Annotated in this window: 24 protein-coding genes and 1 pseudogene; all 25 read right to left on the minus strand. The window is 43.2% G+C overall.

Annotation, left to right across the window (positions count from 1 at the left end; all coding sequences use genetic code 11):
* Window positions 1-23: 23 nt before the first annotated feature.
* The 25 genes and pseudogenes from HMPREF9124_RS07500 to serS all read right to left on the minus strand — a co-directional run bounded on the left by HMPREF9124_RS07500 (window position 24) and on the right by serS (window position 25,836).
* Window positions 24-743 (minus strand): TVP38/TMEM64 family protein, encoded by a 720-nt coding sequence (locus HMPREF9124_RS07500; RefSeq protein ID WP_009429933.1) that lies wholly within the window; start codon window positions 741-743, stop codon window positions 24-26.
* Window positions 743-1,540, minus strand: coding sequence for a rhodanese-like domain-containing protein (locus HMPREF9124_RS07505; protein WP_009429167.1), 798 nt, complete (start codon window positions 1,538-1,540; stop codon window positions 743-745). The genes HMPREF9124_RS07500 and HMPREF9124_RS07505 overlap by 1 nt, the downstream gene beginning before the upstream one ends.
* A gap of 158 nt (window positions 1,541-1,698) precedes the next feature.
* Window positions 1,699-2,760 carry an aminoglycoside phosphotransferase family protein gene (locus HMPREF9124_RS07510; RefSeq protein WP_036597727.1) on the minus strand — a complete coding sequence of 354 codons (1,062 nt, stop codon included), beginning with the start codon at window positions 2,758-2,760 and terminating at the stop codon, window positions 1,699-1,701.
* Window positions 2,726-4,324: a TIGR04283 family arsenosugar biosynthesis glycosyltransferase gene (locus HMPREF9124_RS07515; RefSeq protein ID WP_036597729.1), complete on the minus strand. Its 1,599-nt coding sequence runs from the start codon at window positions 4,322-4,324 to the stop codon at window positions 2,726-2,728. Before HMPREF9124_RS07515 ends, HMPREF9124_RS07510 begins: the two co-directional genes overlap by 35 nt.
* Window positions 4,325-4,393: 69 nt before the next feature.
* Window positions 4,394-5,365 (minus strand): (Fe-S)-binding protein, encoded by a 972-nt coding sequence (locus HMPREF9124_RS07520; protein WP_009429714.1) that lies wholly within the window; start codon window positions 5,363-5,365, stop codon window positions 4,394-4,396.
* A 141-nt stretch (window positions 5,366-5,506) separates the two neighbouring features.
* Window positions 5,507-6,058, minus strand: coding sequence for a TVP38/TMEM64 family protein (locus tag HMPREF9124_RS07525; protein ID WP_242821574.1), 552 nt, complete (start codon window positions 6,056-6,058; stop codon window positions 5,507-5,509).
* A 125-nt stretch (window positions 6,059-6,183) separates the two neighbouring features.
* The gene (locus HMPREF9124_RS07530; RefSeq protein ID WP_009428122.1) at window positions 6,184-6,663 is read right to left on the minus strand and encodes a hypothetical protein; all 480 of its coding nucleotides are present in this window, start codon (window positions 6,661-6,663) and stop codon (window positions 6,184-6,186) included.
* Window positions 6,664-6,729: 66 nt separating this feature from the next.
* Window positions 6,730-7,860 (minus strand): rhodanese-like domain-containing protein, encoded by a 1,131-nt coding sequence (locus HMPREF9124_RS07535; protein WP_009427886.1) that lies wholly within the window; start codon window positions 7,858-7,860, stop codon window positions 6,730-6,732.
* A 403-nt stretch (window positions 7,861-8,263) separates the two neighbouring features.
* The gene (gene rplT, locus HMPREF9124_RS07540) at window positions 8,264-8,614 is read right to left on the minus strand and encodes a 50S ribosomal protein L20 (protein ID WP_009428643.1); all 351 of its coding nucleotides are present in this window, start codon (window positions 8,612-8,614) and stop codon (window positions 8,264-8,266) included.
* A gap of 26 nt (window positions 8,615-8,640) precedes the next feature.
* Window positions 8,641-8,844, minus strand: a complete 204-nt coding sequence (gene rpmI, locus HMPREF9124_RS07545) for a 50S ribosomal protein L35 (RefSeq protein ID WP_009428972.1) — start codon at window positions 8,842-8,844, stop codon at window positions 8,641-8,643.
* Between the two features lie 17 nt (window positions 8,845-8,861).
* Complete coding sequence (gene infC, locus HMPREF9124_RS07550) at window positions 8,862-9,383, minus strand: translation initiation factor IF-3 (RefSeq protein WP_009429444.1); 522 nt, start codon at window positions 9,381-9,383, stop codon at window positions 8,862-8,864.
* Between the two features lie 270 nt (window positions 9,384-9,653).
* Window positions 9,654-10,289 carry a ribosome biogenesis GTP-binding protein YihA/YsxC gene (gene yihA, locus HMPREF9124_RS07555; RefSeq protein ID WP_009428134.1) on the minus strand — a complete coding sequence of 212 codons (636 nt, stop codon included), beginning with the start codon at window positions 10,287-10,289 and terminating at the stop codon, window positions 9,654-9,656.
* 1 nt (window position 10,290) lies between these two features.
* The gene (clpX, locus tag HMPREF9124_RS07560; RefSeq protein WP_009428977.1) at window positions 10,291-11,607 is read right to left on the minus strand and encodes an ATP-dependent Clp protease ATP-binding subunit ClpX; all 1,317 of its coding nucleotides are present in this window, start codon (window positions 11,605-11,607) and stop codon (window positions 10,291-10,293) included.
* A 3-nt stretch (window positions 11,608-11,610) separates the two neighbouring features.
* The gene (gene clpP, locus HMPREF9124_RS07565) at window positions 11,611-12,249 is read right to left on the minus strand and encodes an ATP-dependent Clp endopeptidase proteolytic subunit ClpP (RefSeq protein ID WP_009429212.1); all 639 of its coding nucleotides are present in this window, start codon (window positions 12,247-12,249) and stop codon (window positions 11,611-11,613) included.
* 208 nt (window positions 12,250-12,457) lie between these two features.
* On the minus strand, window positions 12,458-13,792 hold the full coding sequence (tig, locus tag HMPREF9124_RS07570) for a trigger factor (protein ID WP_009428012.1): 1,335 nt from the start codon (window positions 13,790-13,792) through the stop codon (window positions 12,458-12,460).
* Between the two features lie 193 nt (window positions 13,793-13,985).
* Window positions 13,986-14,465 carry a CYTH domain-containing protein gene (locus HMPREF9124_RS07575; RefSeq protein WP_009429393.1) on the minus strand — a complete coding sequence of 160 codons (480 nt, stop codon included), beginning with the start codon at window positions 14,463-14,465 and terminating at the stop codon, window positions 13,986-13,988.
* A gap of 122 nt (window positions 14,466-14,587) precedes the next feature.
* The gene (gene rpsA / locus HMPREF9124_RS07580; RefSeq protein ID WP_009429344.1) at window positions 14,588-15,694 is read right to left on the minus strand and encodes a 30S ribosomal protein S1; all 1,107 of its coding nucleotides are present in this window, start codon (window positions 15,692-15,694) and stop codon (window positions 14,588-14,590) included.
* Window positions 15,675-16,544 (minus strand): annotated as a pseudogene (gene ispH / locus HMPREF9124_RS12865) (4-hydroxy-3-methylbut-2-enyl diphosphate reductase). Before ispH ends, rpsA begins: the two are co-directional and overlap by 20 nt.
* Window position 16,545: 1 nt before the next feature.
* Window positions 16,546-17,214: a (d)CMP kinase gene (gene cmk, locus HMPREF9124_RS07590; RefSeq protein WP_009428450.1), complete on the minus strand. Its 669-nt coding sequence runs from the start codon at window positions 17,212-17,214 to the stop codon at window positions 16,546-16,548.
* Window positions 17,215-17,231: 17 nt separating this feature from the next.
* Window positions 17,232-18,494: an NAD(P)/FAD-dependent oxidoreductase gene (locus HMPREF9124_RS07595; RefSeq protein WP_036598043.1), complete on the minus strand. Its 1,263-nt coding sequence runs from the start codon at window positions 18,492-18,494 to the stop codon at window positions 17,232-17,234.
* Window positions 18,495-18,606: 112 nt separating this feature from the next.
* Complete coding sequence (locus HMPREF9124_RS07600; protein ID WP_036597732.1) at window positions 18,607-19,935, minus strand: aspartate kinase; 1,329 nt, start codon at window positions 19,933-19,935, stop codon at window positions 18,607-18,609.
* 151 nt (window positions 19,936-20,086) lie between these two features.
* Window positions 20,087-21,433: an ABC transporter permease gene (locus HMPREF9124_RS07605; protein WP_009429429.1), complete on the minus strand. Its 1,347-nt coding sequence runs from the start codon at window positions 21,431-21,433 to the stop codon at window positions 20,087-20,089.
* A complete protein-coding gene (locus HMPREF9124_RS07610) occupies window positions 21,433-23,517 on the minus strand; it encodes a COG1361 S-layer family protein (RefSeq protein WP_009429322.1) in 2,085 nt (694 codons plus the stop codon). The genes HMPREF9124_RS07605 and HMPREF9124_RS07610 overlap by 1 nt, the downstream gene beginning before the upstream one ends.
* Entirely contained in the window at window positions 23,504-24,292 is a 789-nt protein-coding gene (locus HMPREF9124_RS07615; RefSeq protein WP_009428625.1) for an ABC transporter ATP-binding protein, read from the minus strand. The genes HMPREF9124_RS07610 and HMPREF9124_RS07615 overlap by 14 nt, the downstream gene beginning before the upstream one ends.
* A gap of 227 nt (window positions 24,293-24,519) precedes the next feature.
* On the minus strand, window positions 24,520-25,836 hold the full coding sequence (gene serS / locus HMPREF9124_RS07620; protein ID WP_009536108.1) for a serine--tRNA ligase: 1,317 nt from the start codon (window positions 25,834-25,836) through the stop codon (window positions 24,520-24,522).
* Between the last annotated feature and the right edge of the window lie 128 nt (window positions 25,837-25,964).

The raw sequence follows: 25,964 nt of genomic DNA on the forward strand, positions 1-25,964 counted from the left end.
TCTTTCTACTCCTTATTCTTTATTTATCCTATATTTTGATTCTGTTTTTCCTTACTCTTCTGTCTTTCCGTATAAAGCTGTTTACCAAGGCCGATAAGAAATGCCAAGGCAAAGAGAATCAAAAGTCCTGTTACAAGAAGCTTTGCTCCTCCGGTTAAAAATCCTCCAACATAAGAATAAACCAGGGTTGCCGGAAGCTGTCCAAGACCTGTGGCTACCCAGAATCCCAAGAAGGATACGGAGCTTAAGCCTGCGGCATAGCTTACAATATCAAAGGAAATAAAGGGAAGCAGTCTTGCAATCAGGATACTTTGCTTTCCATGCCTCTTAAAGAAATCATCAATATTTTTCAATGCTCCCTTAGAGGTCAGCTTCTCGACCGCCTCTCTACCCAGACTTCTTGCAATGAAGAAACAAAGCGCAGCACCGACCATGGCGCTACTCCAGGACAGCAAAGCCCCCTTCCAAAATCCGAACAGTGCGGCGTTCGCAAAGGTAATCAAAAAGGCGGGAAGCGGTGCCACAACGGACTGTAAAACCATGAGCAAAAAGGAAATGGCTGCAGCATACGGCCCGTAAGACGCTACAAAATCTTTAAGCTTTTGAAAGTCTCCCGTGGCAAAAACACGGAAGACTTCCTTTAAGAAAGCTCTAAACGGGGCATATAAAAAGTATAGAGCTACGACTGCAATCACTCCAAGGAACAGAAGAATTCTGTCTCTTAGGAAAGATTTTTTACTCATTACTTATCTCCCTTGGAAAAATCATACTCCACTTCCTTCGTACCGTCTAAGCAGTTCCATACATTGGTATAGCCCTTGCTTGCAATATACTCGGCAGCTTTAGCGGAACGGTTTCCGGAATAACAATGGGTAATGATTAAGGTATTTTTGTCATCCGGAAGAATAGCATCGATGGTTGCCGGATCCTCGGAATTGACATTGACAGCAGTAGCAAAATGACCTGCTTCAAAGTCCTTTGCCTCTCTTGCATCCACTACAAGGGCGTCCTTCGCCTTCTCCATAAGCTCCTTTGCACGGATATTGCCGAAGGTCTTTAAATCATAGGAATACTTCTTTACCCCTTCGCCATTAAATACCTTGGTAAAACCGTTGGAAGCCAAAATATCGGCAGCCTCTCCGGACATCTTTCCCGAATTGCAATACAAAATGACATTCTTATCTTTCCAATCTTCAATTTCGGAAAGATGGTCTTTTAAAGTATCCAGTGGCATATTGATTGCAAAATTGATATGTCCCTTAGCGTACTCCTCTGGGCTGCGAACATCGATAATCAGGTAGTTCTCTTTTTCCTTCTTATCTTCCACAATCTTCTTAATGGCATCGCCCTTCATTTCTTTCACTTCCGCTTTGGCGCTGTCCGTCTTCTCCTCTTTTGTCTCTTCCGACTTCTCACTTCCCTCGGAAGCTGCTGAAGTCTCCTGCTTAGTCTCCGTCTTTGTGCTGCCGCCGTTTCCGCAGGCAGTTAGAGAAAGTCCCATAGCAAGGAATGCTACTAATACCAAACTTTTCTTTTTCATAATGTCCTCCTTATTGTGTCTAAATTGCATACAACAGTTCCGTATTTTATCATATATTTTAAAAAATAAGAACAATTATTCCTTTTATTACAGATTATGATTTAAAATAATCGTCTCTATTCATCGAAAAGATTGATAAATAGGAATCCCGATCAATTTTATGTCCGAGACTCCCGAAACAATTCTTCCACAGAAGATAAAAACGGATCCGTAAGATACTCTTTGATTTTACGGAAGGTATCTTCATTTTGAATATCTCGTCCTTTTTGATAGTCGGCGTAGGCATAGGCACACCAGGAAAGCCCTCTTATGCAATTAAAGAGGATAAAGAGCTCGGTCTTCTCTTCTATACCGGAAAAGTTCCTTCTTCCTGCCAAAGCTTCCTTATAAGCATGAAAGAACAGATCTCTATCCTTTTCATAAAGAATACAATCCGTCTTCCAAAAGCTGGTAGTCGGGGCGAGGAAATGTCCGAGATCCTGTGCAAAATGCGCATAGAGCGGTTTTTCCCAGTCGATAAGGTGACTGGGAAAAGCCTTTCCTTCATTCTGAATCAAAAAGTTAGCGGAATTTAATTCGGTATTGATAATGCAAAAATCTTTGGAAGAAAGGGTTTTGGCATATTTTTCTTCGAGATTCACGCCTTTTTCCCAAAGTGCATGACAACGCTCATAAACGGAATCCTCCTTAAATGGGCTTAGCGCATAAGTTCTTAATAAGGAGGCCGATTCCGAAAGCATCGCATACAGTGGATTTTCCGGAGAAAGAAGGCGGAGCTCTCCCCGATCCTTTTCTCTCTCATACGCTGTACAGTGGATATCTGCAAGGATTTGTCCGGCAAGGGTAAGATCCGTTTCATAGCGAAGTGCTCTACCCTCCAAAAAATCCATAAGAAGAATGCCCTTATCTCCCTTTTCCTCTACATAATAGACCTTCGGAACTCTTCCACTTTTTTCGAGGAGAGAAAGAGCATGCGCTTCATAAGAAATCTGTTTTTTGAGATGCATTTGCGAGCCGTGATTGACTCGTAAAACATATCTTTTTCCGCTTTCCGGATGGGTGAAGACAAAGTTTTCGTTGTACTCGCCCCTTGCCAAAAACGCGTACTCCTCTATAACCTCCATAGGAAGATGCAAAGCCTCTCTATAGGCTCTCTCCGAAATTCTCTCCAGTAAATCCGGCTCTTTAGCGAATGTCTCTATATTCTTTTGCAAGTGCATCGATATCCTCTCCCTTTCTGTATCTTGCCCGAAGGCGATTCATTTTCCACATGATGCTCAGCTTATGAAAAAAGCTTCCGCTAAATCGTCTTTCGCTGGTAATCAGTCTCTTCTTGCAAAGCCCCATGGGAATTCCCCGGCTTTTTAAGTTTAGTGAAAACTGATAATCCTCCATTAAGGGAATATCCGGAAAGCCGCCCATTTCAAAAAAAAGCTCTCTTCCTAGGAATATCCCTTGATCTCCAAACATCACCTTCCTGTCATAAACTCTGTGGTTACTGATGAAGCTGCAAATGGTCATAAGGGGAGAAAACGGTTTAAAACGAATACCGAAGCAGGCCACCGGTGTTTTTCGTAGAGCTTCTCGGATTTCTTCCAAAAAGCCCTTCGGTAAAATGGAATCGCAGTGCAGGAAGAATAAAATATCCCCGCTTGCCTCCTTTGCCGCGCTATTCATCTGCTTGGCTCTCCCTTTCGGGCAAGGCACGACCTTGTACTCTCCGGAAAAATGATTTTCCCCGCCGTCAGCAAAGAGAATCTCTGCCTGCTTCTTATATGGACGAAGTTGCTCTTCCATGTTAGAAAGCGTATCTCCCTCCTTATAGCAGGGAATGATAATGGAAATCTTAGACTGCCTCAGGATTTCCTTTCCTATATAAGAGCTTTGTAGAGCTTTGTTATAGGGAATCAGCTGTCTATACGCAATAATATCCTCTTTCTCATCAATGTCTCTTCTTTTCTTTAAGAGGAGAAGCGGAATGCCGGTAGCATAGAGAGCCGTTTTTGTGTATTCAAAAATATCGACTTCCTGCTTTTCCGTTTCCGCAGATTTCGGCTTCCTTGTACTATTCTGCTCCGTATTTTCTTTTCTTCCATTTCTTTTCTTACCGGGGGAAAAGATCTTATCCAGGTCGGATTTCTCTACCTTACTTTGCAAACCGATTCCGTAATATCCTCCGTCAAGGCTCTCTCCCAGCGCATTTTTCCCCTTTCTTCCTTCGGAAAAGACCTTATAAAAGCTATCCGTAGTCAGAAACGGAATATCCGCCCCGACAAGATAGGAAAAGCTGTAGCCCTCTTGAAAAGTATAGAGAAAAGCATTTTCCATTTTCCTAAAAATGTCCTCTCCTTCCTGTGGAACGAACTCGGCATCGGGAAAGAGCTTTCTGAGTATCTTCATTTCTGCAATACCTTCGTTTCTTCCCTCTTGTTCTTTATTACTTTCTTTTTTCCCCGAGTCAAATGCGCCCTCTACTATTTCATTAGCAGTAGCGGAGGAGAAAAAGAGAAAGAGCTTAACCTCTTTCTCCTTTCGATGCAATTTCCAATAGAGCTTCGCAAAATCTTGGAGCAAAGCAAGGTGTATATCCCTTGCTCCTTTCTCCTGAAGATACGGAATCAATCTGGTCTTCGTCTTCCCGGCTTCAGGAAGCCTCGTAAAGAGTATGAGAGCCTGCTTCGATGTTTGGGGCTTAGCAAAAAGCGCTTTTGGAGCGTGCAATATCTTATTCTCAACAGGTGACGCAGTCGGAGCCTTAGACATCTTGTTTACTTTCGTTAGCATTTTCTTTGCTCCTTTCGACTTCTCATCTCCATCTATGTCTCCACTCTTTTTTCTCTTGTCTTTATCCCCTTAATAAAACTTGTGCTTAAGCCGGTTCCAAAAGGAGTGACTGTAATCGGCTTTTTCTCCTGTTTCCAGAATAAGGGGCAGAAAATGCTCGCTCTCTCCGAATCTTGCAAACTGCCCAATACAGGTTGCACAGTAGCTGATGAGCTTCTTCTCCTTCGGCCGACTTTCCGCCATTTCCCTGGAAAGCGCAGGTTCCTGAATGAAGGCACAACCTCCCATACCGCAGCACTGCAAATTTTTCTTTTCGGAAAGCTCTCCTGAAAGAAAGGGGGAAAGCTTCGGAAGCCAACGTTTATCCTCTCTGTCGGGGCAGGGGAAGAAGCACTCGTACTCTTCCGTAGAAAGCTTTTTTCCAATGTTTAATGCAGAAAGCTTCTCATAAATAGTGGTAATTTTAACATTCAGCTTATCCCCAAAGTGATAAAAACAGTTTGGGCAAACAAGGATAATTTCTTCAATTCCGCGTCTTTTAAAATCCTGATTTAGCCGTGTGAAGATTGCTTCCGCTTCCTTCGTAAGACCCAGCTCTTCAATCGGCTTCCCGCAGCAATCATAGTAGGGTTCAATCCCCTCCTTCTGTAGCAGTGCAACCAGCTTATCTAAGGTTTTCGGATAATAGGCCGGAAAATTACAGCCGGGAAAAAGAACGGTTTTACAGCCCTTCGCCTTTCTGTGATTTTGAAAAAGATAGTTCTTTTTTTCCAAAAGGATGCCGCTGTAGCCCCTTTTTTTTAAGCCGTACTTGCCCTCTCTCACCTCTTCCTTTCGGTAGTCGAGAATAACGCCTCTTCCGTCAATCCCCTTCGGGCAAATCCGGGTACATTCTCCGCAAAGATAGCAGTGATAGGCTAGTGCTTTCAGCTTCTCGCTGTCTCCTATACAAATATCGTATTTTGTTAAAAACTTGCACTTCCTCTTACAGGCATTGCAATGGATGCATTCTTCAACTCTTTTATGAATTTCCTTCTTCATTTTTCTTTTACCATGATCCTCATTTTTCCTCTTACCCTCTTTCCACTTTGGTAAGCGGATAGCTTATCTTTTACTTTATTTGCACTATATTTTATGATTAGTACTATTTATTATATCCTATATACTATTTTCTTTTATCTCCTATACACTGCTTTCCTTTTCGATATCTTTTTCTACTGCATTTTTCTTTTTGAAGAGAAAAGAGGCCAGAAGAAGCAATACTAAAATCCCGAGCGAAATCCCAAAGTAAAGCATGGGATTCTTTTTCTCCGTAAGACCGGCAAAGGCTACGGTATACATCGCCGTCCCCGGAATCATAAAAAGGAAGCTCGATATAAAATAAAGAGAAAAGGGGATATCCGTGATACCGTAAGCATAGTTCTGCAGATTAAAGGGAAAAACCGGTATGGTTCTCGTCAAAAAGAGGAGAAGTAAGAGATTCCGCTTCTCTCCCGAAAAGAAATATTTCTTTATGTAAGGATTCTTCTCCAGTTTAGGCTTAATGGCATCATGGAGAAAGTATCTCCCCATAAGAAAAGAGATTCCTGCGGAAATGCTGGCGGAAAGCGCACAGAGTATCGTTCCCCAAAAAGCATGAAAGACTGTCCCCGCGATAAGTGCATAAGTAATTCCGGGCAGAGCTAAAAAAGCTCCCGCAAGAGCACAAAGCACAAGATAAAGAAAAGCGGACAAAATGAAATTTTCCTCCGCTTTGTCCTGCAAGAAACGAAGGACATTTCCCTGAAAAATCTCTTTTACCGGAAGAAAAAATAAGGCGAGTACAAAGAGAAGAAGGAAAAAAGAAAAACCAAAGCTTTTTATTTTTCATGCCGAGTCCCCTTCCTTAAATATGTCGAGAGGAATAGCACGGAAAAGATCTGCATAAGGACATGCACAATAAGGCTTGCCGTATATTCTCTTCCGGGAGATCCCACAAGAGAAAAAAAGTAAAGAAAAGAATACAGGATAAGCACTGCACTGTAAGAAACGGGGAAAAGCGGAAAAGCCTCTTTTTCTCCCCTCTCTCTTAAAATTTTTCCTCTGAAACAGAAGAAAAGTCTCTTTATAATAAGAAAAAGGGCTAAAGTAAGAAGCAGTAAAATCACTAAAGCACTCCACTGTAAGAGGGAAAAGTATCCCAGCTCTTTTCCGCTCCATTTCTCTCGAAAGTAGACCATATAGCGCGCCATGCCCATTTTTCGCATTGTAAAATAGCGAAGAATGTAAAGCGCAAGAAGCATGAGTATTGTTCCCAATAGGAAAATCTTTTGTATGATTAACAGTACTATTTTTCTCATTTTCATCCTTATAAAATAGCACAGAAAGTCTTAAACTGCCTCTACTTTCTGTGCTATCTCGTCTGTTTATTTCTTTGCCGCCTTATCCGTAGGAAGATCCTTAACCTGCACTTCCTTATAATCGGAAGAGCCCGGCTCACCAAGCTGAACCTTGTTCTCCGGATCCATCTGCCACTGGAACCAACCGCCATCATAGAGGTAGGCATTCTTAAAGCCGTTCTCGTGGGCAATCAGGAAGGGAACGGAAGCTCTCCAACCTGTACCGCAGTAGAAAGCGATATCGTTTTTCTCAAGAGAAAGTCCGCTTTCCCCAAGATATTCTTCGAGCTTTGCAAGGTCAACTACCGTACCGTCCGCATTGTTATAGGATCCGTCATCGGTATCGTGTCCCCATACAGCACCTAAAGGCTCACCGGCTCTATCAATATAGGAATAACCGGAAGTCTTTCCTAAAAACTCATCCTTGGAACGAATGCTGACAAGTTTAAACTTTGCATCGTCCTTCATCTTCTCTTTTACTTCATCAATGCTGAGAACATACTCGGGATGTGCCGGAATCTTTACGCCGAAATCTTCATTCGTTGCAACGGGCTCATTGACCTGTTTCTCTGTCTCAAACCCTGCCTTAACCCATGCGTCGATACCGCCGCTTAAATTCTTCACATCTTCTACACCGGCCCAGAGAAGAACAGCTGCCAGTCTGTCATCAGCCGTATTTTCCGGCGTATTTCCATAGGTCACAACAATGGTATCTTTCGTGATGCCATAGCTCTTTAAGAGTTTCTCAATCTCTTCCGGACTACGGAAGTTCCATGTCTTTTCTTCCTCGATATCGTCCGTATTGACGTGAAAAGCTCCGGGAATATGCGCCTTATTGTAATCTTTATCCGCTTCCACAGGACCCCAAGCAGCTTCTAAGACCTTCACATCTTTTCCGGAATCCAGTAAAGCTTTAACATAATCGGCAGAAACATAGACTGTCTCCTCCTTTACGGAAGAAAGATCCGTAGCTTCTTTCTCTCCGGCCTTTTCCGTTTCCTTTGCCTTCTTCGTTTCCGAAGCTTTCTCACTTGTCGCTTCTGTAGTCTTCTCACTACTTACAGCACTTGTCTCCGCTTTTTTTGCATTACTGCAGGCAGAAAGTGCAGTTGCTAACATTGTGGCAGAAAGAAGTATCTTTCCATAGTTCTTCTTCATCTTAAAATCCCTCTCTTCTCCTAACTTCTCTTGTTTTCCTATAACTTATCTTGTCTTCTAAAAAAGAAAACAATACAGTTCAAAACAACCCTGCCATTATAAAAACTTTTAAACAAGAACGCAAGAAATAGAATTATTGTGTTTTTTCATAAAATGTTGCATTTATTTGAATACACTATCTATTCCGGAACTAATCCACTTTATCTAAAGCTATTCTAAGATATCGGATTCTCGGTATGGTATGCCTGTCTTGCAAAATCAAAATAATGCATACTCTCTCTCAATTTTACTAAAAAAAGATACCGAGAACCATGTCCCGGCATCTTATTCTTACTTACAATAAATCTCCTGTTAAGCGAAGAAGAACTCGTTCTTCACTGTCACAGATAGACAGTCATTTTTCTTATAATTTAGCCTTTGCGCTGTCGCACAATGCCTTAAATCCTTCCGGATCGGCAATAGCAACTTCGGAAAGCATCTTTCTGTTCATCTCGATGCCTGAGCTCTTTAATCCAAACATGAGCTTCGAGTAGGAAAGACCGTTTAATCTTGCTGCAGCATTGATTCTGGCAATCCAGAGCTGTCTGAACTGTCTCTTTCTTTCCTTACGTCCCTTGTAAGCCTCTGTAAGAGCACGCATAACACTCTGCTTAGCAATTCTATACTGCTTGGATCTTGCGCCTCTATAGCCCTTAGCTAATTTTAATACACGATTATGCTTTTTCTTTGCGTTTAAGCCACCTTTAATTCTCATTTCATCCTCCTATTCTTACTCACACTTTACAGATAAGGAAGAATCTTCTTCATTACCTTTTCGTTGGTATGGTCAACTACGATGTCTTTTCTCAAGTTTCTCTTTCTCTTCGTAGACTTCTTGGTAAGGATATGAGACTTAAATGCCTTATTTCTTACTAACTTGCCTGTACCGGTTAACTTAAAGCGCTTCTTTGCAGCTCTCTTTGTTTTCAGCTTTAACTTTGCCATATTTGCCTCCTGTGAATTTACTTTTTAGGGCTTAAAACCACTGCCATATTTCTTCCTTCGACCTTAGCAGACTTATCTACAATCGCGATGTCGGAAAGCTTCTCTCCAAAATCATCCAGGATATACTTGGACTGATTCATTCTGGACATCTCTCTTCCACGGAAACGCAGAGCAATCTTTACCTTGTTTCCCTTTTCCAAGAACTTCCGAGCTGCAGCAAGCTTCGTATTCAAATCATTGGTATCAATGTTCGGTGTCATACGAATCTCTTTCAACTCTGTAGTATGCTGGTTCTTTCTGGCCTCTTTTTCCTTGCGCAAAAGTTCATAACGATACTTTCCGTAGTCCGCAATACGCACTACAGGAGGGGTTGCCGTCGCCGCAATCTTAATGAGGTCTAAATCCGCATCGTGTGCCAACTGCTGTGCTTCTCGAACAGGCATAACACCAAGCTGTTCTCCTTCAGCCCCGATAACTCTGACTTCTTTGTCCCTTATCTGCTCGTTAATTTCCAGTTCCGCATTCTTTTTAGCTGCCATAAGCTCCTCTCTGTACTAAAATCTCCGGTTTCCGGTGAACGAAATATCGAACTCCCGTACGATAATCCTGTGAAATCTTTCACTCACCTTAGTGCTCTGCTATAAATAGCATTTCCACAAAAAATATGGTGGATTGAAAGCCAATCCACCATTGAAAATATACAGAGTAAATAATCAATTTAAACCCGGGTCAGCTTTCTGCCGAGGTGAGGTGGATACCTACTTTCCTGTCATAAGACTGTGTAATTCTAGCAAGAAAAGCATCTCTTGTCAATTCTTTTCTTGCTCTTTTTCTACACTTTCTTTCTCACTCTCTTCTGTTTCCAATATCTTTTCTACCAGGTCGAGAAATTCTATTTTTCCCTCTTTTGTTTCCGAAGAAAACGGAATCATCATGCATTCTTTACTTGCTCCAAGCTTTTCCCGAATCTCTTTTAAAGCCTTTGCCCGCTCGGAACGCTTCAGTTTATCCATCTTGGTGATTACTACTATTGGTTCATAACCGGTAGTGGAAAGAATCCAGGAAAACATCTGTAAATCTTTTTCATTCGGAATCCGCCTTGCATCCAGAAGGAGAACGACTTCTTCAATATCTTCTCCGCTTTCCAAGTAACGACGAATCATTCTGTCCCACTTTTCCTGTTCAACAGGACCGGTCTTCGCATATCCATAGCCGGGAAGATCAACCAGATAAAAGCTGTCGTTCACATTATAAAAATTAATGGTTCTGGTTTTTCCGGGAGTAGAAGAGGTTCTGGCAAAGGACTTTCTTTCCACCAGGGCATTGATAAAGGATGACTTTCCCACATTAGAACGCCCTGCAAGAACAAATTCCGGTCTCTCTGTCTTCGGTAAAGTCGACTTCACTCCGCAGACAAAGGGAAGCTCAACAGAACGGATTACCATATTATCCTCTTTTCTTAGACGCCTTTTTCTCTTTTAAGCTTTCCTTATTGCTTGCCTGAAAGAGTTCATAGCGTTCTCTGCGCTTTGTTTCATCCTTTGTAATCAGCGGTTTTGCTCCATCTTCCACAACGTCTTTCGTGATTTCCACATCACAAATTGCTTCATCAGAAGGAATGTCATACATGATTTCCGTCATCATACCTTCCATGATGGAACGAAGTCCTCTTGCTCCGGTTTTCCGCTGTACCGCCTTTTCCGCAATGGCGGAAATAGCATCATCGCTAAAATGAAGATCTACTCCATCCATCTCAAAGAGCTTTTGATACTGCTTCACTAAAGCATTCTTCGGAGTAGTCAGGATACGCTTCAAGCTGTCCACATCATGACTGGAAAGCTCCACGTCCACGGGAACTCGACCGATAAATTCCGGTATCAGACCAAATTTGGTAAGATCTTCCGGCTGAACCTGCTTTAAAATATCGTCATAATTATTTCTATTTTTCTCTACAATCTCCGCGCCAAAGCCAATCGATCCGGACGCAATTCTCTTCTCAATGATGTGCTCCAATCCATCAAAAGCACCGCCGCAAATAAAGAGAATATTCGTAGTATCAATCTGAATAAGCTCCTGCTGAGGATGCTTTCTCCCTCCCTGAGGAGGAACAGAAGCAACGGTTCCTTCCAAAATCTTAAGAAGAGCCTGTTGCACACCCTCACCGGAAACATCTCGGGTAATGGAAACATTTTCCGACTTCTTCGTAATCTTATCAATTTCATCGATGTAAATGATTCCGATTTCCGCACGGGCAACATCATAGTCCGCAGCCTGAATCAGCTTTAAAAGGATATTTTCAACATCCTCTCCCACATAGCCGGCTTCGGTCAAAGCTGTTGCATCGGCAATGGCAAAGGGAACGCCCAAAATCTTGGCCAAAGTCTGTGCAAGATAGGTTTTTCCCGTTCCGGTCGGTCCAATCATCAGAATATTGGACTTTTGTACATCAATATCCCTAACCTTAGACATGATTCGCTTATAGTGATTGTAAACGGCAACGGAAAGAACCTTCTTGGCCTCCTCCTGTCCAATCACATATTCATCCAAAAATTCTTTGATTTCTCTGGGCTTCAGAAGGTGTAAATCCGAAATTTCTCCTCCCGATGCTTCTCCCCCCATTTCTTCATCAAAGATTTCCTGGCAAAGCTCGACACACTCATCGCAAATATAGGTATTATTCAAGCCGGCAATCATTTTCCTGACTTGTTTGGACGATTTCCCGCAAAAGGAACATCTTACTTTATCATCCGGTTTCATAGCCATATCTTATTTTTTCTCCTTGGAATCTTCATTCTTACTGCGCTTCTCAAAAATATGATCCACGAGGCCGTAATCCAAAGCCTGCTCCGCAGTCATCCAGTAATCTCTTTCCGTATCCGCCAGCACCTTTTCAAAAGGCTGCTTACAGTTTTCTGCGAGAATTTTCGCTAAGTTCTTCTTGGTTCTTAAAATCCATTCCGCAGTAATTTGAATCTCAGTAGCCTGTCCTTGGGCGCCTCCGGAGGGCTGATGAATCATAACCTCCGCATTGGGAAGAATCATTCTCTTTCCCTTTGTCCCGCCCGCAAGAAGGAACGCACCCATAGATGCGGCCATACCGACACAGATGGTCGAAACATCACACTTGATGTACTGCATAGTGTCATAGATTCCCATTCCTGCCGTAACGGAACCTCCCGGAGAATTAATATAGAGGGAAATATCCTTATCCGGATCCTCTGACTCCAAGAAAAGAAGCTGAGCAATCACAAGAGATGCAGTATCACTGTTCACCTCATCCCCCAGAAAAACAATACGCTCGTTCAGCAGTCTGGAGAAAATATCATAAGAACGCTCTCCTCTGCTGGTAGACTGAATGACATAGGGTATCGTAGTTATATTTTGTGGAAATGTATACTCTTTCATTTTTACCTCCTTATAGTGTACCTGTCCTATCTTAGCACAGAAAAAATAATCCCCCTATAAACCCATAGTTTAAGAAAAAGACAGTCGAAAAATTCCCGACTGTCTTTTCTCGCCCACCACAAAGTGAATGGACGTATGTTCATAATAAGCATCGTGTACAAAACACACATTACTTCTTTTTTAACGAACTTCAAAAGAAAAGCAAAAATTACGCCTCTTCTTTCTCAGCCTTTTCTTCTTTCTTGGACTTCTTTTCCGGTTTTACAAGCTTTGCCTTGGAAACCAAAGCGTCGATTGTCGCTTGAATATTCAATTCTCTTTTGATGGATTCCTTCTGCGAATCAGTGATTGTCTTAACAAAATCCTCTTTTTTCATACGATACTGATCACTGATTCTCTGCAGTTCTTCCTCAAGCTTCTCCTCCGAAACCTCAATGCCTTCCTTCTTCTGGATTGCATCGAGAACCAAAGAATTCTTGATGTTTGCAATAGCGGATTCTCTCATCTGTTCCTTTAACGCAGCCGGAGTCAATCCTGTAATCTGCATATACTGCTCCATAGGAATTCCCTGCTGTTCCATACGTCTTCCGTAATCATAGAACATCTGATCCAACTGCGTAGCCACCATAGGCTCGGGAAGCTCAACTGTAGCATTCTCCACCACCTTGGCAATCACGTTGTTTTCCACCTCGGATGTAGCTCTCTTTTCTTTTTCTTCTTTAATCTGCTTCTTTAAATCCTTCTTGAACTCGTCTAAGGTTTCAAACTCGGAAACCTCAGCCGCAAACTCGTCATCCGCCTTCGGAACCTGCTTTTCCTTTACCAGCTTAACCGTTACCTTGAAGACAGCTTCTTTTCCTGCAAGCTCCTTTGCACCGTAGTTTTCCGGGAAGGTAACCTTTACATCCACACTCTCTCCGGCCTTCACCCCGATGAGCTGGTCTTCAAATCCGGGAATAAAAGTACCGGAACCGATGGTAAGAGGATAATCCTCGCCTCTTCCTCCTGCAAATTCCTTACCGTTAACGGAACCCACAAAATCGATGGTGGCAATGTCGTTCTTCTTGATCGCACGATCGACATCAATCATTCTTGCGTTCTTTTCCAACTCTTTGTTTAATCTCTCCGTTACTTCCTTTGCGGAAACGGAAACATCAGCCTTCTCCGCCTCTACACCGAAATATTCACCGAGCTTTACCTCCGGGCGGACGGCAACGGTTGCCGTAAATACCAAATCCTTCCCTTCTGCAATTTCGGAAATTTCAATTTCAGGACGGGATACAATGTCTAAGCCGGACTCTTTTGCCGCCTCGGGATAGCGACGGTCTAAAACCTCATTTAAAGCTGTATCATAGAAAACCTGCGCACCATAGGTCTTTTCAATCATCTTCCTTGTAGCTTTTCCCTTACGAAATCCCGGAACATTATAACGAGACTTTGTTCTCTGATAAGCCTTCTCTACTGCCTCTTCAAATTCCTGTGCCGCTACCGTAACGGTAAGCTTAGCCATACTCTTCTCAAGATTTTCTACTTTTACGCTCATTGCGCATACCTCCAAACAAATTTTCTTTTATAACGAGCAGTTCGCTTAATCCGCGTCCAAATTCTCGTTCTGCCGGACTCCGCCACCGGCAGAGCTTTCGAGGGACAAGTATAGCATTTTCACTGCATTCTTGCAAGAAAAAGAGGAAAAATCCTGCATCTCGTCAGGAATTTAATCAAAACTTTTTCCGCTTCTATTGAAAAGCCAAATCCGCATTGCTGTATCCGGCTTCTCCTGTCAGTTCTCGGGAAAACCAAGAGGGAGGATGAAAAGCAAGTGCTTCCTCTCCGGACGGAAATTCTACTTCAGCATACATTAATCCTTTTAAATCAGCTTTGAAAATATCCCATTCTATACAATACTTTCCGTATGGAAGCCGATATCTACGCTTTTCGATGAGTCTTCCTTCTATTTTCTCTCGCAGAACAAGATAGGCTTCTTCGGTAAGCGGAAGATTATACTCTTCTCTTTCCAATAACCCCTTTCCCTTATAGCAAAGGATAAACTCTGTTCGCCCATCCTTGTACTTTGCTTTTCGGATGCGAACAACGGGATTTCTGCACAAGTACCCCTGTTCCATATCCGAATAATCCAATTCATCTTTCCGGATAGTCTGCTCCTTACTTAAGCTTTCTTCTGTAACAAGCCACTTCCTCTCAATTTCCACTCCCATATTTTCCCTCTTTAATAAATCAGCTGAAAGCCACACTATATAAAAAAGGCTGAGCTAAGCCCAGCCTTTCATTCATGATATTGCAAGATAAACGCATCGCTTGTTTAAGAAATCCCGGTGGATTACTCTTCTTCACTGACAGCGGATACATCTACATCAGCTGTATCTTCCTCTTCTTCCGGAAGAAGTGCCTTGATGGAAAGAGAAATCTTGTGGTTATCTACATCGAGATCAACCACTCTTGCCTCAATTTCCTGACCCGGCTCAAGCACATCGGACGGCTTGTTTACATGATCCTTGGAAATCTGGGAAACGTGCAAAAGTGCATCGATGCCCTTGTCCAACTCGATGAATGCACCGAAGTCGGTCATTCTGGCAACCTTTCCTTTTACGATTTCTCCTACAGCATACTTACTTTCCGCATCCTTCCACGGATTCTCGTTCGGGAACTTTCTGGTCAGCGCAATTCTCTCTCCGCTAATCTCCTTAACCAAAACTTCTACTTCCTGTCCCGGCTTAAAGAGCTTCTTCGGATTCTCGATTCTTCCCCAGCTCATCTCGGAGATGTGAAGAAGTCCGTCTGCTCCGCCAAGGTCGATAAAGGCACCGAAGTCGGTAAGATTCTTTACTACACCGGTACGAGTATCTCCTTCTTTTAACTCGGAGAAAAGCTTATCATGCTGTTCCTTCTTCTGCGCGGACATAATCTGCTTTCTATCACCGATAATTCTTCTCTTTGCAGGATTAAACTCCGTGATAACAAATTGAATATCCTGTCCCTGGTATTTATTTAAATCCCTCTCGAAGCTGTCGGATACCAAAGATGCGGGAACGAAAATTCTTGCTCCGTCCACTTCCACATTCAATCCGCCCTTTACTACCTGAACAACCTTTCCTGTAAGGATTGCATTCTCTTCGAAAGCCTTTCTTAACTCCTCGGAAGCTTTGGACTGTAAAGCGTCTCTGTGAGAAAGGATAACCTGTCCTTCTCCGTCATTGACCTTCTTTACCTTACATTCAATCTCATCTCCCACCTTTACAACGGTAGTAAGATCCAACTGATTGTCGGCACTGTAATCACTTCTGGTCATGATTCCATCGGACTTATACCCGATGTTCAGTGCAATCTCATCCGGCTTTACGCTGATGACTGTTCCTGTAACGATTTCTCCTGCATGAACCGATTTTAATGATTCTTCAAGCAATTGTTCAAAACTCATTTCTGACATAAGTTAGAACCTCCTCTATAATTTCTTTTGGGGTGCTTGCCCCTGCTGTGATACCTACGTTGCGAATCGCTTCATCCGAGTTGAATTTGAGATCTTTCACCGTTTGTATCAGCTGGGTATTAGGACAAATCGCCTTGCATATCTCATATAACTTCTTCGTGTTAGATGAACTGCTTCCACCGATAACCACCATGGCATCGGACTTACCAGCTAATTCCTTTGCTTCTGACTGCCGTTCGAAAGTTGCGTTGCAAATCGTATTGATAACAGATGTATGATACCCCTTTTTTTAAAAGTTTCAAGAACTGTTTTGAATTTATCAATATGGAAAGTGGTCTGTGCCACAACAAAAATTTTTTTCCGTTTCCGTCGGGTAAGCGCAAAACCTCTTCTATCCCTTTTAACGCCGTAACATCACCATCTCCCCATCCGAGAATGCCCTGAATTTCCGGATGCTCGGGATCTCCCATAACGATTACCGATTCTCCGGCTTTGCTGTGCTCGAAAACCAATTTCTGAATCTTTCGTACAAAGGGGCAGGAACTGTCCACTATTTTCAGTCCTCTTTTTTCCAAAAGTTCATAAATCTCTTTCCCGACGCCATGCGCCCGAATCACAACAATTCCTTGCTCAAGCGCTTTTAATTCTTCTTTGCTCTTCAGCACATGCACTCCGCGGCTTTCCAGATTCTCCACTATTTTTTCATTATGTACAATAGCCCCGTAAGTATAAATGGGAAGACGTTCCTTCGGATTTTTTTCTCCTCTTCCTCCAAAACACGGTATACCGCATCCACCGCTCTTTCCACACCAAAACAGAATCCTGCACTTTTTGCAAGGACAACCGCCATCTTATGCCTCACTTCCCACGCAATAAGCGAGCATTTTATCCACTACTTCCTCAATGTTCAAGTCGGAGCTGTCAATTAAAACCGCATCCTCCACCTGCTTTAAAGGCGCTACAGCGCGACTCATATCTCTCTCATCCCTTTTCTTTACTTCTTCCAGAACGGATTCGTAGTTTGCAGACTCCCCTTTTTGCTGAAATTCCAGCGTTCTTCGTCTTGCACGCACTTCCGGAGAAGCAGTCAGGAAGAACTTTTTATTGGCATCGGGCAGGACCACGGAGCCGATATCTCTTCCATCCATCACGCAGGAATGCTGCCTGGCCACATTGCGCTGTAAATCCAGGAGTTTTTCTCGAACGGAGGCATATTGTGAAATCACGGAAGCCCCCTCCCCTATTTCCGAAGTACGAATAAAAGCACTACAGTCCACTCCGTTGCACAGCACCTTTTGCACTCCGTTTTCATAAAGAAGCTCTACATGGATTCCCTTGATTTCCTCTTCCACAGCCTTTTCATTCTGAAAGGGAACTCCTTTCTGCAACAGGCCGAAGGCAAGGCCCCTGTATAGGGCCCCCGTGTCCACATAATAGTAGCCCAAGCTTTTCGCAAGCGCTTTGGCAATGGTCGACTTTCCTGCACCTGCAGGTCCGTCAATAGCAATTGAATAGGGCATTTTTTCTCCTTTCACTTCTACTGCAATATAGTAAGAGCCTCTGCCGCAGACTTTCCGGCAAGGTATCCCGTGGAAAAGGCAATCTGCATATTGTAACCGCCTGTATAGGCGTCTGCATCAATAAGCTCTCCGGCAAAATACAATCCCGCTACGCTCTTTGCCTCCATGGTTTTCTTGGAAAGGGCCTTCACATCAATTCCCCCTATGGTAACTATGGCCTCCTTGAAACTACCTGTTGCGGCAATCGTAAAACGAAAATGATGAAAGAGTTTTAAAACCTTTTTCCGTTCATCTTTTTTACTTTCGGAAGCCTTTTTCCCCAATGCAACTCCCTCTTTTTCCAAGCGTTTACAGAAGCTTGAAAATAGCTGTTTCGGAAGCTTTTCTTGAATCAAATCTTTCAAACTCTCCTTTCCTCTTTTTTCGCATTCTGAAAGGAAAGTTTTGTCAAAGTCTTCCATTTCTCCCTTTAAGTCAATGACAAGGACAAAAGTACCCATTGGAGATTCGTGAATCATCGGAGATAGTTCCGCGGAAAGAGAGAGCACGGTCGGTCCGAGTACGGAGTCCTTTTGAAAATAAAGTTCTCCCGTCTTTTTTCCGTAAACCTTTCCTTTTTCATCCTCTATTGTTACCACAATATGCTTTAGCTTGAGTCCGGAAAGAGGGAAAATATCCTCTTCCAAAACCTCCATTTTGACCAGAGAGGGATAGAGCTTGGTGACGGGAATAGAGAACTCTTTCGCAAAACGATAGCCGTCTCCGGTAGAACCGGTAGAGGGATAGGAAAGGCCTCCCGTAGCAAGAATCAGCTTCTTGGTAAAAACTTCCTCTCCTCCAATATTACAAAGAAAGCCACCCTCTTTTCTCTTCACTGTCTTCAAAGTCCGGTTGCATTCCACCTTGACACCATACTTTTTTAAGGCAAATTTCAGGGCATCGGTTAAGGAGTAGGCCTTATCGCTGACGGGGAAAATTCTGCCGCCCCTTTCTTCCTTTAAGGGACAGCCGTTTTTCTCCATAAAATCCATCAAGTCCCGATTGGAAAGGGCACGAAAGGCTGGGTAGATAAAGCGCGGATTTCTGAGAAAATGAGAAAAAAACTGCTCTTCTTCACAGCTGTTGGTCAGATTTCCTCTCCCTTTTCCGGTGATGAAAAGCTTTTTCCCGAGCTTTTCATTTTTCTCAATTAAAAGAACTTCAGCATTCTTCTTATGTTGCTTTGCGGAAATGGCCGCCATCATGCCTGCCGGCCCTCCGCCAACTACGATAATATCCACTTTTCTCCCTTTGCATTCCTTCCTTTTTCGGACTTTTCCTTGACTCCCTTTAAGTTTGTTAACCGCATCTTCATCCCTTACCGGTTTACTTTCTGTCATTCCATATCACTATCTATTTCTTAGTCGGCAGGGCGGAAAGCACAAACATATTATAAATAGCCCGAATCGCCGCTTCGAAATTTTCGTTCTTCACACCGATGATGATATTGTACTCGGATGAACCCTGGTCAATCATCTTAATGTTGATGTATTCATGCGCAAGAGCCGAGAAAATCCTTCCGGCAACACCGCGGGAGGACTTCATTCCTCTTCCCACAACCGCAATCAGAGCAAGATCCGATTCCAATTCAATTAGATCCGGATTCACAGCCCTCTGAATCCCTTGCAATACCTTTTGCTCGTGAGACTCCAGCTCCTCCTGATGAATAAAAAGCGTTAAGGTGTCAATTCCGGATGGCGTATGTTCTACGGAAATGCCATTTTCTTCAATTACGGAAAGCACCTTCCGGATAAAGCCGATTTCCGCATTCATCATGGCTTTCTCAATATTGATAGAACAAAAATTCTTCTTTCCCGCAATTCCGGTAATGATGAAACGGGGCTTTTTCAAGGTATTCGCCACAATCATCGTACCATGATCCTCCGGCGCATTGGTATTCTTGATCTGGATGGGAATCCCCTCTTTTCTTACCGGGAAAATAGCGTCTTCATGCAATACACCGGCACCCATATAGCTTAACTCGCGCAGTTCTCTGTAAGTGATGTAATCAATCACCTCCGGTTTCTCCACAATATGCGGATCGGAGACAAGGAATCCCGAAACATCTGTCCAGTTTTCATATAAATCCGCATAAACCGCCGCGGCAATGAGAGAGCCGGTCACATCGGAACCGCCTCTACTAAAGGTTACCACTTCTCCGTTTTCATTTACCCCATAGAAACCGGGAATAACCGCATATTCCACAGAAGAAAGGACAGACTTTGCCACCTCCTCCGTCTTTTTAAAGTCACAGGAATCTCCGGAAAAGAAGATCAGCCGTTCCGCATCGATAAAAGGAAATCCGAGGTATTCCGCCATGACACGGGCATTTAAATATTCTCCACGAGAAGCGGCATAATCCAAGCTGTCCCCCGCCATAAGTCTTCTCACAATTTCCGAAAAATCGTCCTCCAAAGAAATAGACAAAGATAAGCCTTCTATAATTTCCTGATATCGTCTTTTAATCTTTTCTACAATTTCCTCGATTCCCTTCTTTTTCTGCACGGCTTCATATAAGGAAATAAACAAATCGGTAACCTTGGTATCCTTACCGTCTCTTTTTCCCGGTGCGGAAACCACAATATACTTCCTATCCCGGTCTGCCATCACAATATTCTTTACTTTTTCAAACTGTTCGCTGCTGGCGCAGGAACTGCCTCCGAATTTCGCAATTTTAAGCATAAATTTTCCCTTTCTCCATATACAAAAAGAATGGGAAAATTGTATCATTTTCCCATTCATGAAACAAGACTCGATTTTCTGCAGAACAAGTATCACTCATAAGTGTATACTTTCTTTCTACTACACAATAGAATCCTTCCGGATTAACGGTTTATTCATTTCGAATTGCCGCAAGCGGACTCAGCTTCATGGCACGGACTGAGGGGAAGTAACCGGACAGCATTCCGACAAGCATGGCAAAAATAATGGCAAAACCGGCAAGCCAAAGAGGTATAGTAGAGATATTTCCGCCACCTCCTCCGGTATAGCTGTCCACCATTTCTCCTCCGCCTGAGGAAAGAAAATTAATGATGAAAGACACGCCATAGCTTAACACTATTCCGACTATGCCTCCAAGGATTCCGATTAAGGCCGATTCCGTAAGAAACATATTACGAATATCCCCCATATCACAGCCCAGAACCTTCATAACACCGATTTCCTTGGTTCGTTCGAAAATAGACATCATCATCGTATTCATGATGCCGATTGCCGCAACAAGGAGGGAAACCGCACCGATTCCGCCCAAAACAAGCTGTGTCGTCTTGATTTGTTCCTGCGCCTGCTTTAACCACTCCACCTGAGAATAGCAGGAATAGCCCATATCCGTGATTTGCTTTTGCACAGCGGCAACATTATTCATATCATCCACAAAGACATAGGCCTGGTCATAAGAATAATAACGAAGAGGCTTTCCATTCTTTCCGGTTTTCGGATCAGGCACCAGATTTTTCTTATAAATCTTCTTTAGGAAAGCCTTTAGGCTGTCCAGGTCTGCATAAACATAGCTGGAATCTTCACTATAATCTTCTGCACTGCCTTCCATCACTCCGGAAGTCTTAATGATGTACTTTTTTTGCGGTTTATTCTGTTCGCCTTCCGTTTGGGCCGTGCCGGGTTTACTGTTATTCTGCGCTTCCGGAAAAATATAGAAAAGGGTGTCCTTCATCGGATCTATGGAATATTCTTTGTCCCAGTTGTTTCCCTTATGAAAGGAACCTGCCACCGTATTTCCGTAAATGAGACTCAGCTCGGCGTCACCCTTCTTCGGATAAGTCCCTTCCTTCAGCTTCATTTGCTGAAAATAGGCCTGTGAAACTCCTCTCAAACTGAAATCTCCCTGCAGCGCCCCCACCTTTGCCGTGACATACACTTCCAAGGAAGGTGAGGTCCCAATAACATGAGGGATGGATTCAAAGGACTGAATGCTTTCATCCGTGAGCTCCACCTTATTTTTGGCATTCGTTCCAATACCGCCGTAGTTTGTGATATTAATCTTGGTAAGAGATCCGGAACTTTGAAACGAACGCAAAAGGCTCTCGCTCATACCCAGACCCAGACTCACCATGACCACGATAGATGCCGTTCCAATCACTACACCGAGCACAGTGAGTAAGGTCCTGATTTTTCTTCTTCGCAGATTGGAAAAAGCCAGAAGAAATAAGTCCTGCATCTTCATTATTTATTCTTTCCTTTTTTCTTTATCTTTACAACGATTCCGCAAAGGATAAGGGCAGCTACAACAGCGCCTACCGCTAAGGGAACGGACGAAGTATGATTTTCGGGTATCCGTGAATTGGGTACATTATCCATGGAATCTCCCGGAAGAGTCTCGGCCTGTTCCGTAATCGTCAAGTTGATTTCCGTTTTCTCGGTAAATTTATTACCGTTTACATCTTCGTACTGAATTTCTACCGGAATCGTATCGTCACCACCCGTTGCCTTCACGGCAGAAAGCATCACATCCACATTTCCGGTTTCACCGGGCTTAATGTTTCCTACATACGCTGTTGCCTTTTTAATGTAATCACTCTGGAATATAGCCTGTACATTATAGAGGATAACCTTACCGGTATTATTGATGCCGAACATCGCATTGGATTCGCTTCCTACACTCACGGACTCCGGTGTTACACTAAAGTTGGAGAATCCCATGCGCGCCGTCTGGTTTACAGGAATATCAATATCCACCTTTTCTTCCGCATTCTTAAAGTCCGGAGAATCATATTTCTCATTGATACTCATCACATAGGACTTCGGATCCACACCGGCGTTCGCCTTCACGGTTAAAGTCAGTTCCGTTTCCGCTCCGGCCGCGAGAGAATTGACCACAAAGGAATTGGCTCCGTCAGCGATAGCAAATACAGCGGCATCCTGACTTTTCTCGGAAGTTAAAGTAAAAAGAATATTGCTCGCCGCGATGGAAGTCGAAGCATTTTTCATCGTCAAATAAAGCTTAAAATCCTGTCCGGCATAAACCTTCTCCGGTTCCGTACGATAGGCACTGACTATGAGTCTTGCCTTTGTTCTGTCATTGGCGTTGAAATCACCCAATTTTTCCTTATCCACCTGAATCATCGTGGAATTACGCACGTTAACATAGAAGGAATACGTATCGCTGACAGAAACATTTGCTCCCGGCGCCACCTTGTAGCTTACCGTATAGGAAAGAGGATAATAGCCGCTTGCCGTATTGGATTTGATTGCCATGGAATAGCTGGGACTTACAGTTTCCCCGGGCTTTACCACAGAAAAATCGCGGTCATAATTTGCCTCATTAATGGCAAAGGGAAAATCCTTTTGCGCTTCCGACTTCGGATTTTCCGTAAGCTGTACGGTTTCTTTCTCAGCGAGTGCCGTGTTAAACTTCACTTTAACATCATAGAGAGTATTCTTACTCTGGTTTCTGAAATTTACAGAAAAATTCATCGGGGTCGGATAATTTCCCGTCGGGGTCAACTGATTCTCTCCCACAACAAAAGTTTTCTCCAATATTTTCGTACCGGAATTCTTGACTTCTCCGCTTTCGGTAATAAACACATTGACAAACTCGGTTCTGTTTTGCTCCTGTCCGTTTCCATCGGTATACCAAATGGTAAAAGGAACACCGAAATAGCCGTCGCTGGTATTTCCCGCACCGTCTTTCATCTTCAGGGCATCCGCACGAACATTAACCTTAAAGGTCAGCTCCTGATACTCTCCTTTTTTCAGAGAGGCTAACGTTTTTTCCTGTGTGAAAAGAGAAGCATTCACTTCAAAGGGATAGACGCCGCCGTCCACGGGATAAACATAATTTAATCCGTTTTTATAGGCATTGTTCTTTCCCGCCTTATAGCCCTCATCCCAAGCATCCTTCTGTGCCTCTCCCTGCTCATCGTCATCGCCGGCATTTTTATAAGGATTGTCTTTATTCGTTCTGGTAGGACTGTTCTTTGTTGTCAGGTAGCTTTGGTCATTGGACAGACGAACACGAACATTCTTGATTTCATCGGTATTCGGGTTGGCCAAACCGTTAACTCCGTTATAACCTACTCTTACCTTAATCTCCATCTCCTGTCCGGGGTATCCTGTAGGAATGTCCTGCGGATCATGAAAAAAGGTATTTAAGTTTGTATTGACATAGGATGCATAGGCATGCCTTTCAAAGCAGAAGAGAAAAAGCATAGTAAAAGACAAGAAGAAAACCGCACTGCTTCGTATCGTAGTTCTCAGGAATGCTCTTACTCCTTCCCCTGCTTTTCTTCTTTTTCTATTCTCTTTCATCATTCTTCACCTCATTTTTTAAAGGATGCACCACTGTATAGGGGCGTTTTCCGTTATTCGCTAAAATTTCTTCTTCTATGGCGCTTCCTTCCCGGAGCACCGTTTCTACAATTCTGCCGTCTACGATTCGAAGCTGCCTGTCGGACCAGGATGCAATATGGGGATCATGCGTAACCATAATCAAGGTTTTTTTCTGTTCCTCCACAATCTTTCTCATCAGGCTCAGCACCTCTTCCGTGGTATGGGAATCCAGGTTTCCGGTCGGCTCATCCGCAAAGATGATTTCCGGATTAATAACCAAGGCTCTAGCTATCCCCACTCTTTGTTGCTGTCCTCCGGACATCTGATTCGGCGTATGTTCCGCTTCTTTCGCAATATTCATAAGTTCCAGATAATGCAGGGCCTCTTTATTTCTCTCTTCCTTATCCACACCGCGAAACATAAGCGGCAGAGCGACATTTTCCACAGCATTTAAAAAAGGAATCAGGTTGTAGCTTTGAAAAATAAATCCCACATGATTTCTGCGGAAACTGACAAGTTCCGACTCACTCATCTTCTCTATGGCTTCCCCGACGATGTGAATCTCTCCTTCACTGGGTTTCTCCAATCCTGCCAACATATTTAAACAAGTGGATTTACCCGATCCGGAGGTTCCCACTATGGCAATGAATTCACCCTGATAGATATCAAAGTCCAGACCGTTTAGTGCCGGGACATCATTGTCTCCAATTTTGAAAACTTTCTTCAAATTCCTCACGGAAATGATTGGTTCCATATTTTTCCTTTCTAAGCTAGGCAAGTATGGCACTATTTCTAAAAGTATAGAGGATAGGCGAAAAATTATCAATAAATCTCTTTCTTACTTCCTTATATCTTTTTTAAAAACTGCATTTTATAAGAAAAAAGCCGTTCTCTCTTTATGACAGAAAGAACGGCTTCTCCGTTACAGATTATTTACTTTTCCGCTTTCATTTTATGGAAAATGAGCGAGCAGGTACAAAACTAAGCTTTTCTCTCTTTTTCAACGGAATTATACTTCGGAACTAAAACTTCCTTTCCTCCCATATAAGCTTGCAATGCCTTTGGAATCGTTACCGTTCCATCCTCTTGCAAATGGTTTTCAAGAAAGGCAATCAGCATTCTGGGTGGAGCTACGCAGGTATTGTTTAAGGTAAAGGCCAAATGATTCTTTCCATCCTCTCCCTTCACACGAATCTTCAAGCGTCTCGCCTGTGCATCCCCTAAGTTTGAGCAGGATCCTACCTCAAAATACTTCTTTTGTCTTGGAGACCAAGCCTCCACGTCACAGGACTTTACCTTCAAGTCAGCAAGGTCTCCCGAACAACATTCCAGAGTTCTGACCGGGATATCCAGGCTTCTAAAGAAATCCACCGTGTTCTGCCATAGCTTCTGATACCAGTTCATAGCATCTTCCGGTTCACAAACCACAATCATTTCCTGCTTTTCAAACTGATGAATGCGGTAAACCCCTCTTTCTTCAATTCCATGAGACCCCTTCTCCTTTCGGAAGCAGGGAGAATAGGATGTCAAGGTTAAGGGAAGGGAGGCTGCGGGTAAAATCTGATCGATAAATCTTCCGATCATGGAGTGCTCCGAAGTACCGATTAAATAGAGATCTTCTCCTTCAATCTTATACATCATGGCATCCATTTCGGCAAAGGACATTACACCGTCCACCACCTTGGAACGAATCATATAGGGTGGAATAACATAGGTAAAGCCTCTGTCAATCATGAAATCTCTCGCATAGGAGAGGACTGCAGAATGCAATCTTGCCATATCCCCCACCAAATAATAGAAACCGTTTCCTGCAACACGTCCTGCAGCATCCATATCCAAACCGCCAAAACTCTCCATAATGTCTGCATGGTAGGGAATGGGAAAATCCGGAACAAGCGGCTCTCCAAAGCGTTCATTTTCCACATTACAGCTATCATCCTTTCCAATGGGTACAGACGGATCAATCATATTCGGAATCACCATCATGCGTTTCAGAATCTCTTCCTGCAACATGGGCTCCTTCTCTTCCAATTCGGAAAGTCTTTTGGAGAAAGCGGCAACTTCTTCCTTTACCTTCTCCGCTTCTTCCTTTTCTCCTTTAGCCATAAGGGCGCCAATCTGCTTGGAAACCTGGTTTTTCTTACTTCTTAATTCATCGGCTTCCATCTGTACTTTTCTGGCTTCTACATCCAAATTAATTACTTCATCCACAAGATTCAATTTCTCATCCTGAAATTTCTTCTTGATATTTTCCTTAACCAGATCAGGATTTTCTCTAATAAATTTAATATCCAGCATACTGCCCCCTTCTTTTCCTATCGAGTATTGCATTTTCCCGTATGGAATACGCTTATTCCGGTTTGTCGTTCTTTTAAATATAAACTGATACGATAGCTTTTTCAAGCCACTGCCTTGTATTGCAGAAA

This window comes from Oribacterium sp. oral taxon 108 str. F0425, assembly GCF_000214455.1.
Lineage (GTDB): Bacteria > Bacillota > Clostridia > Lachnospirales > Lachnospiraceae > Oribacterium > Oribacterium asaccharolyticum.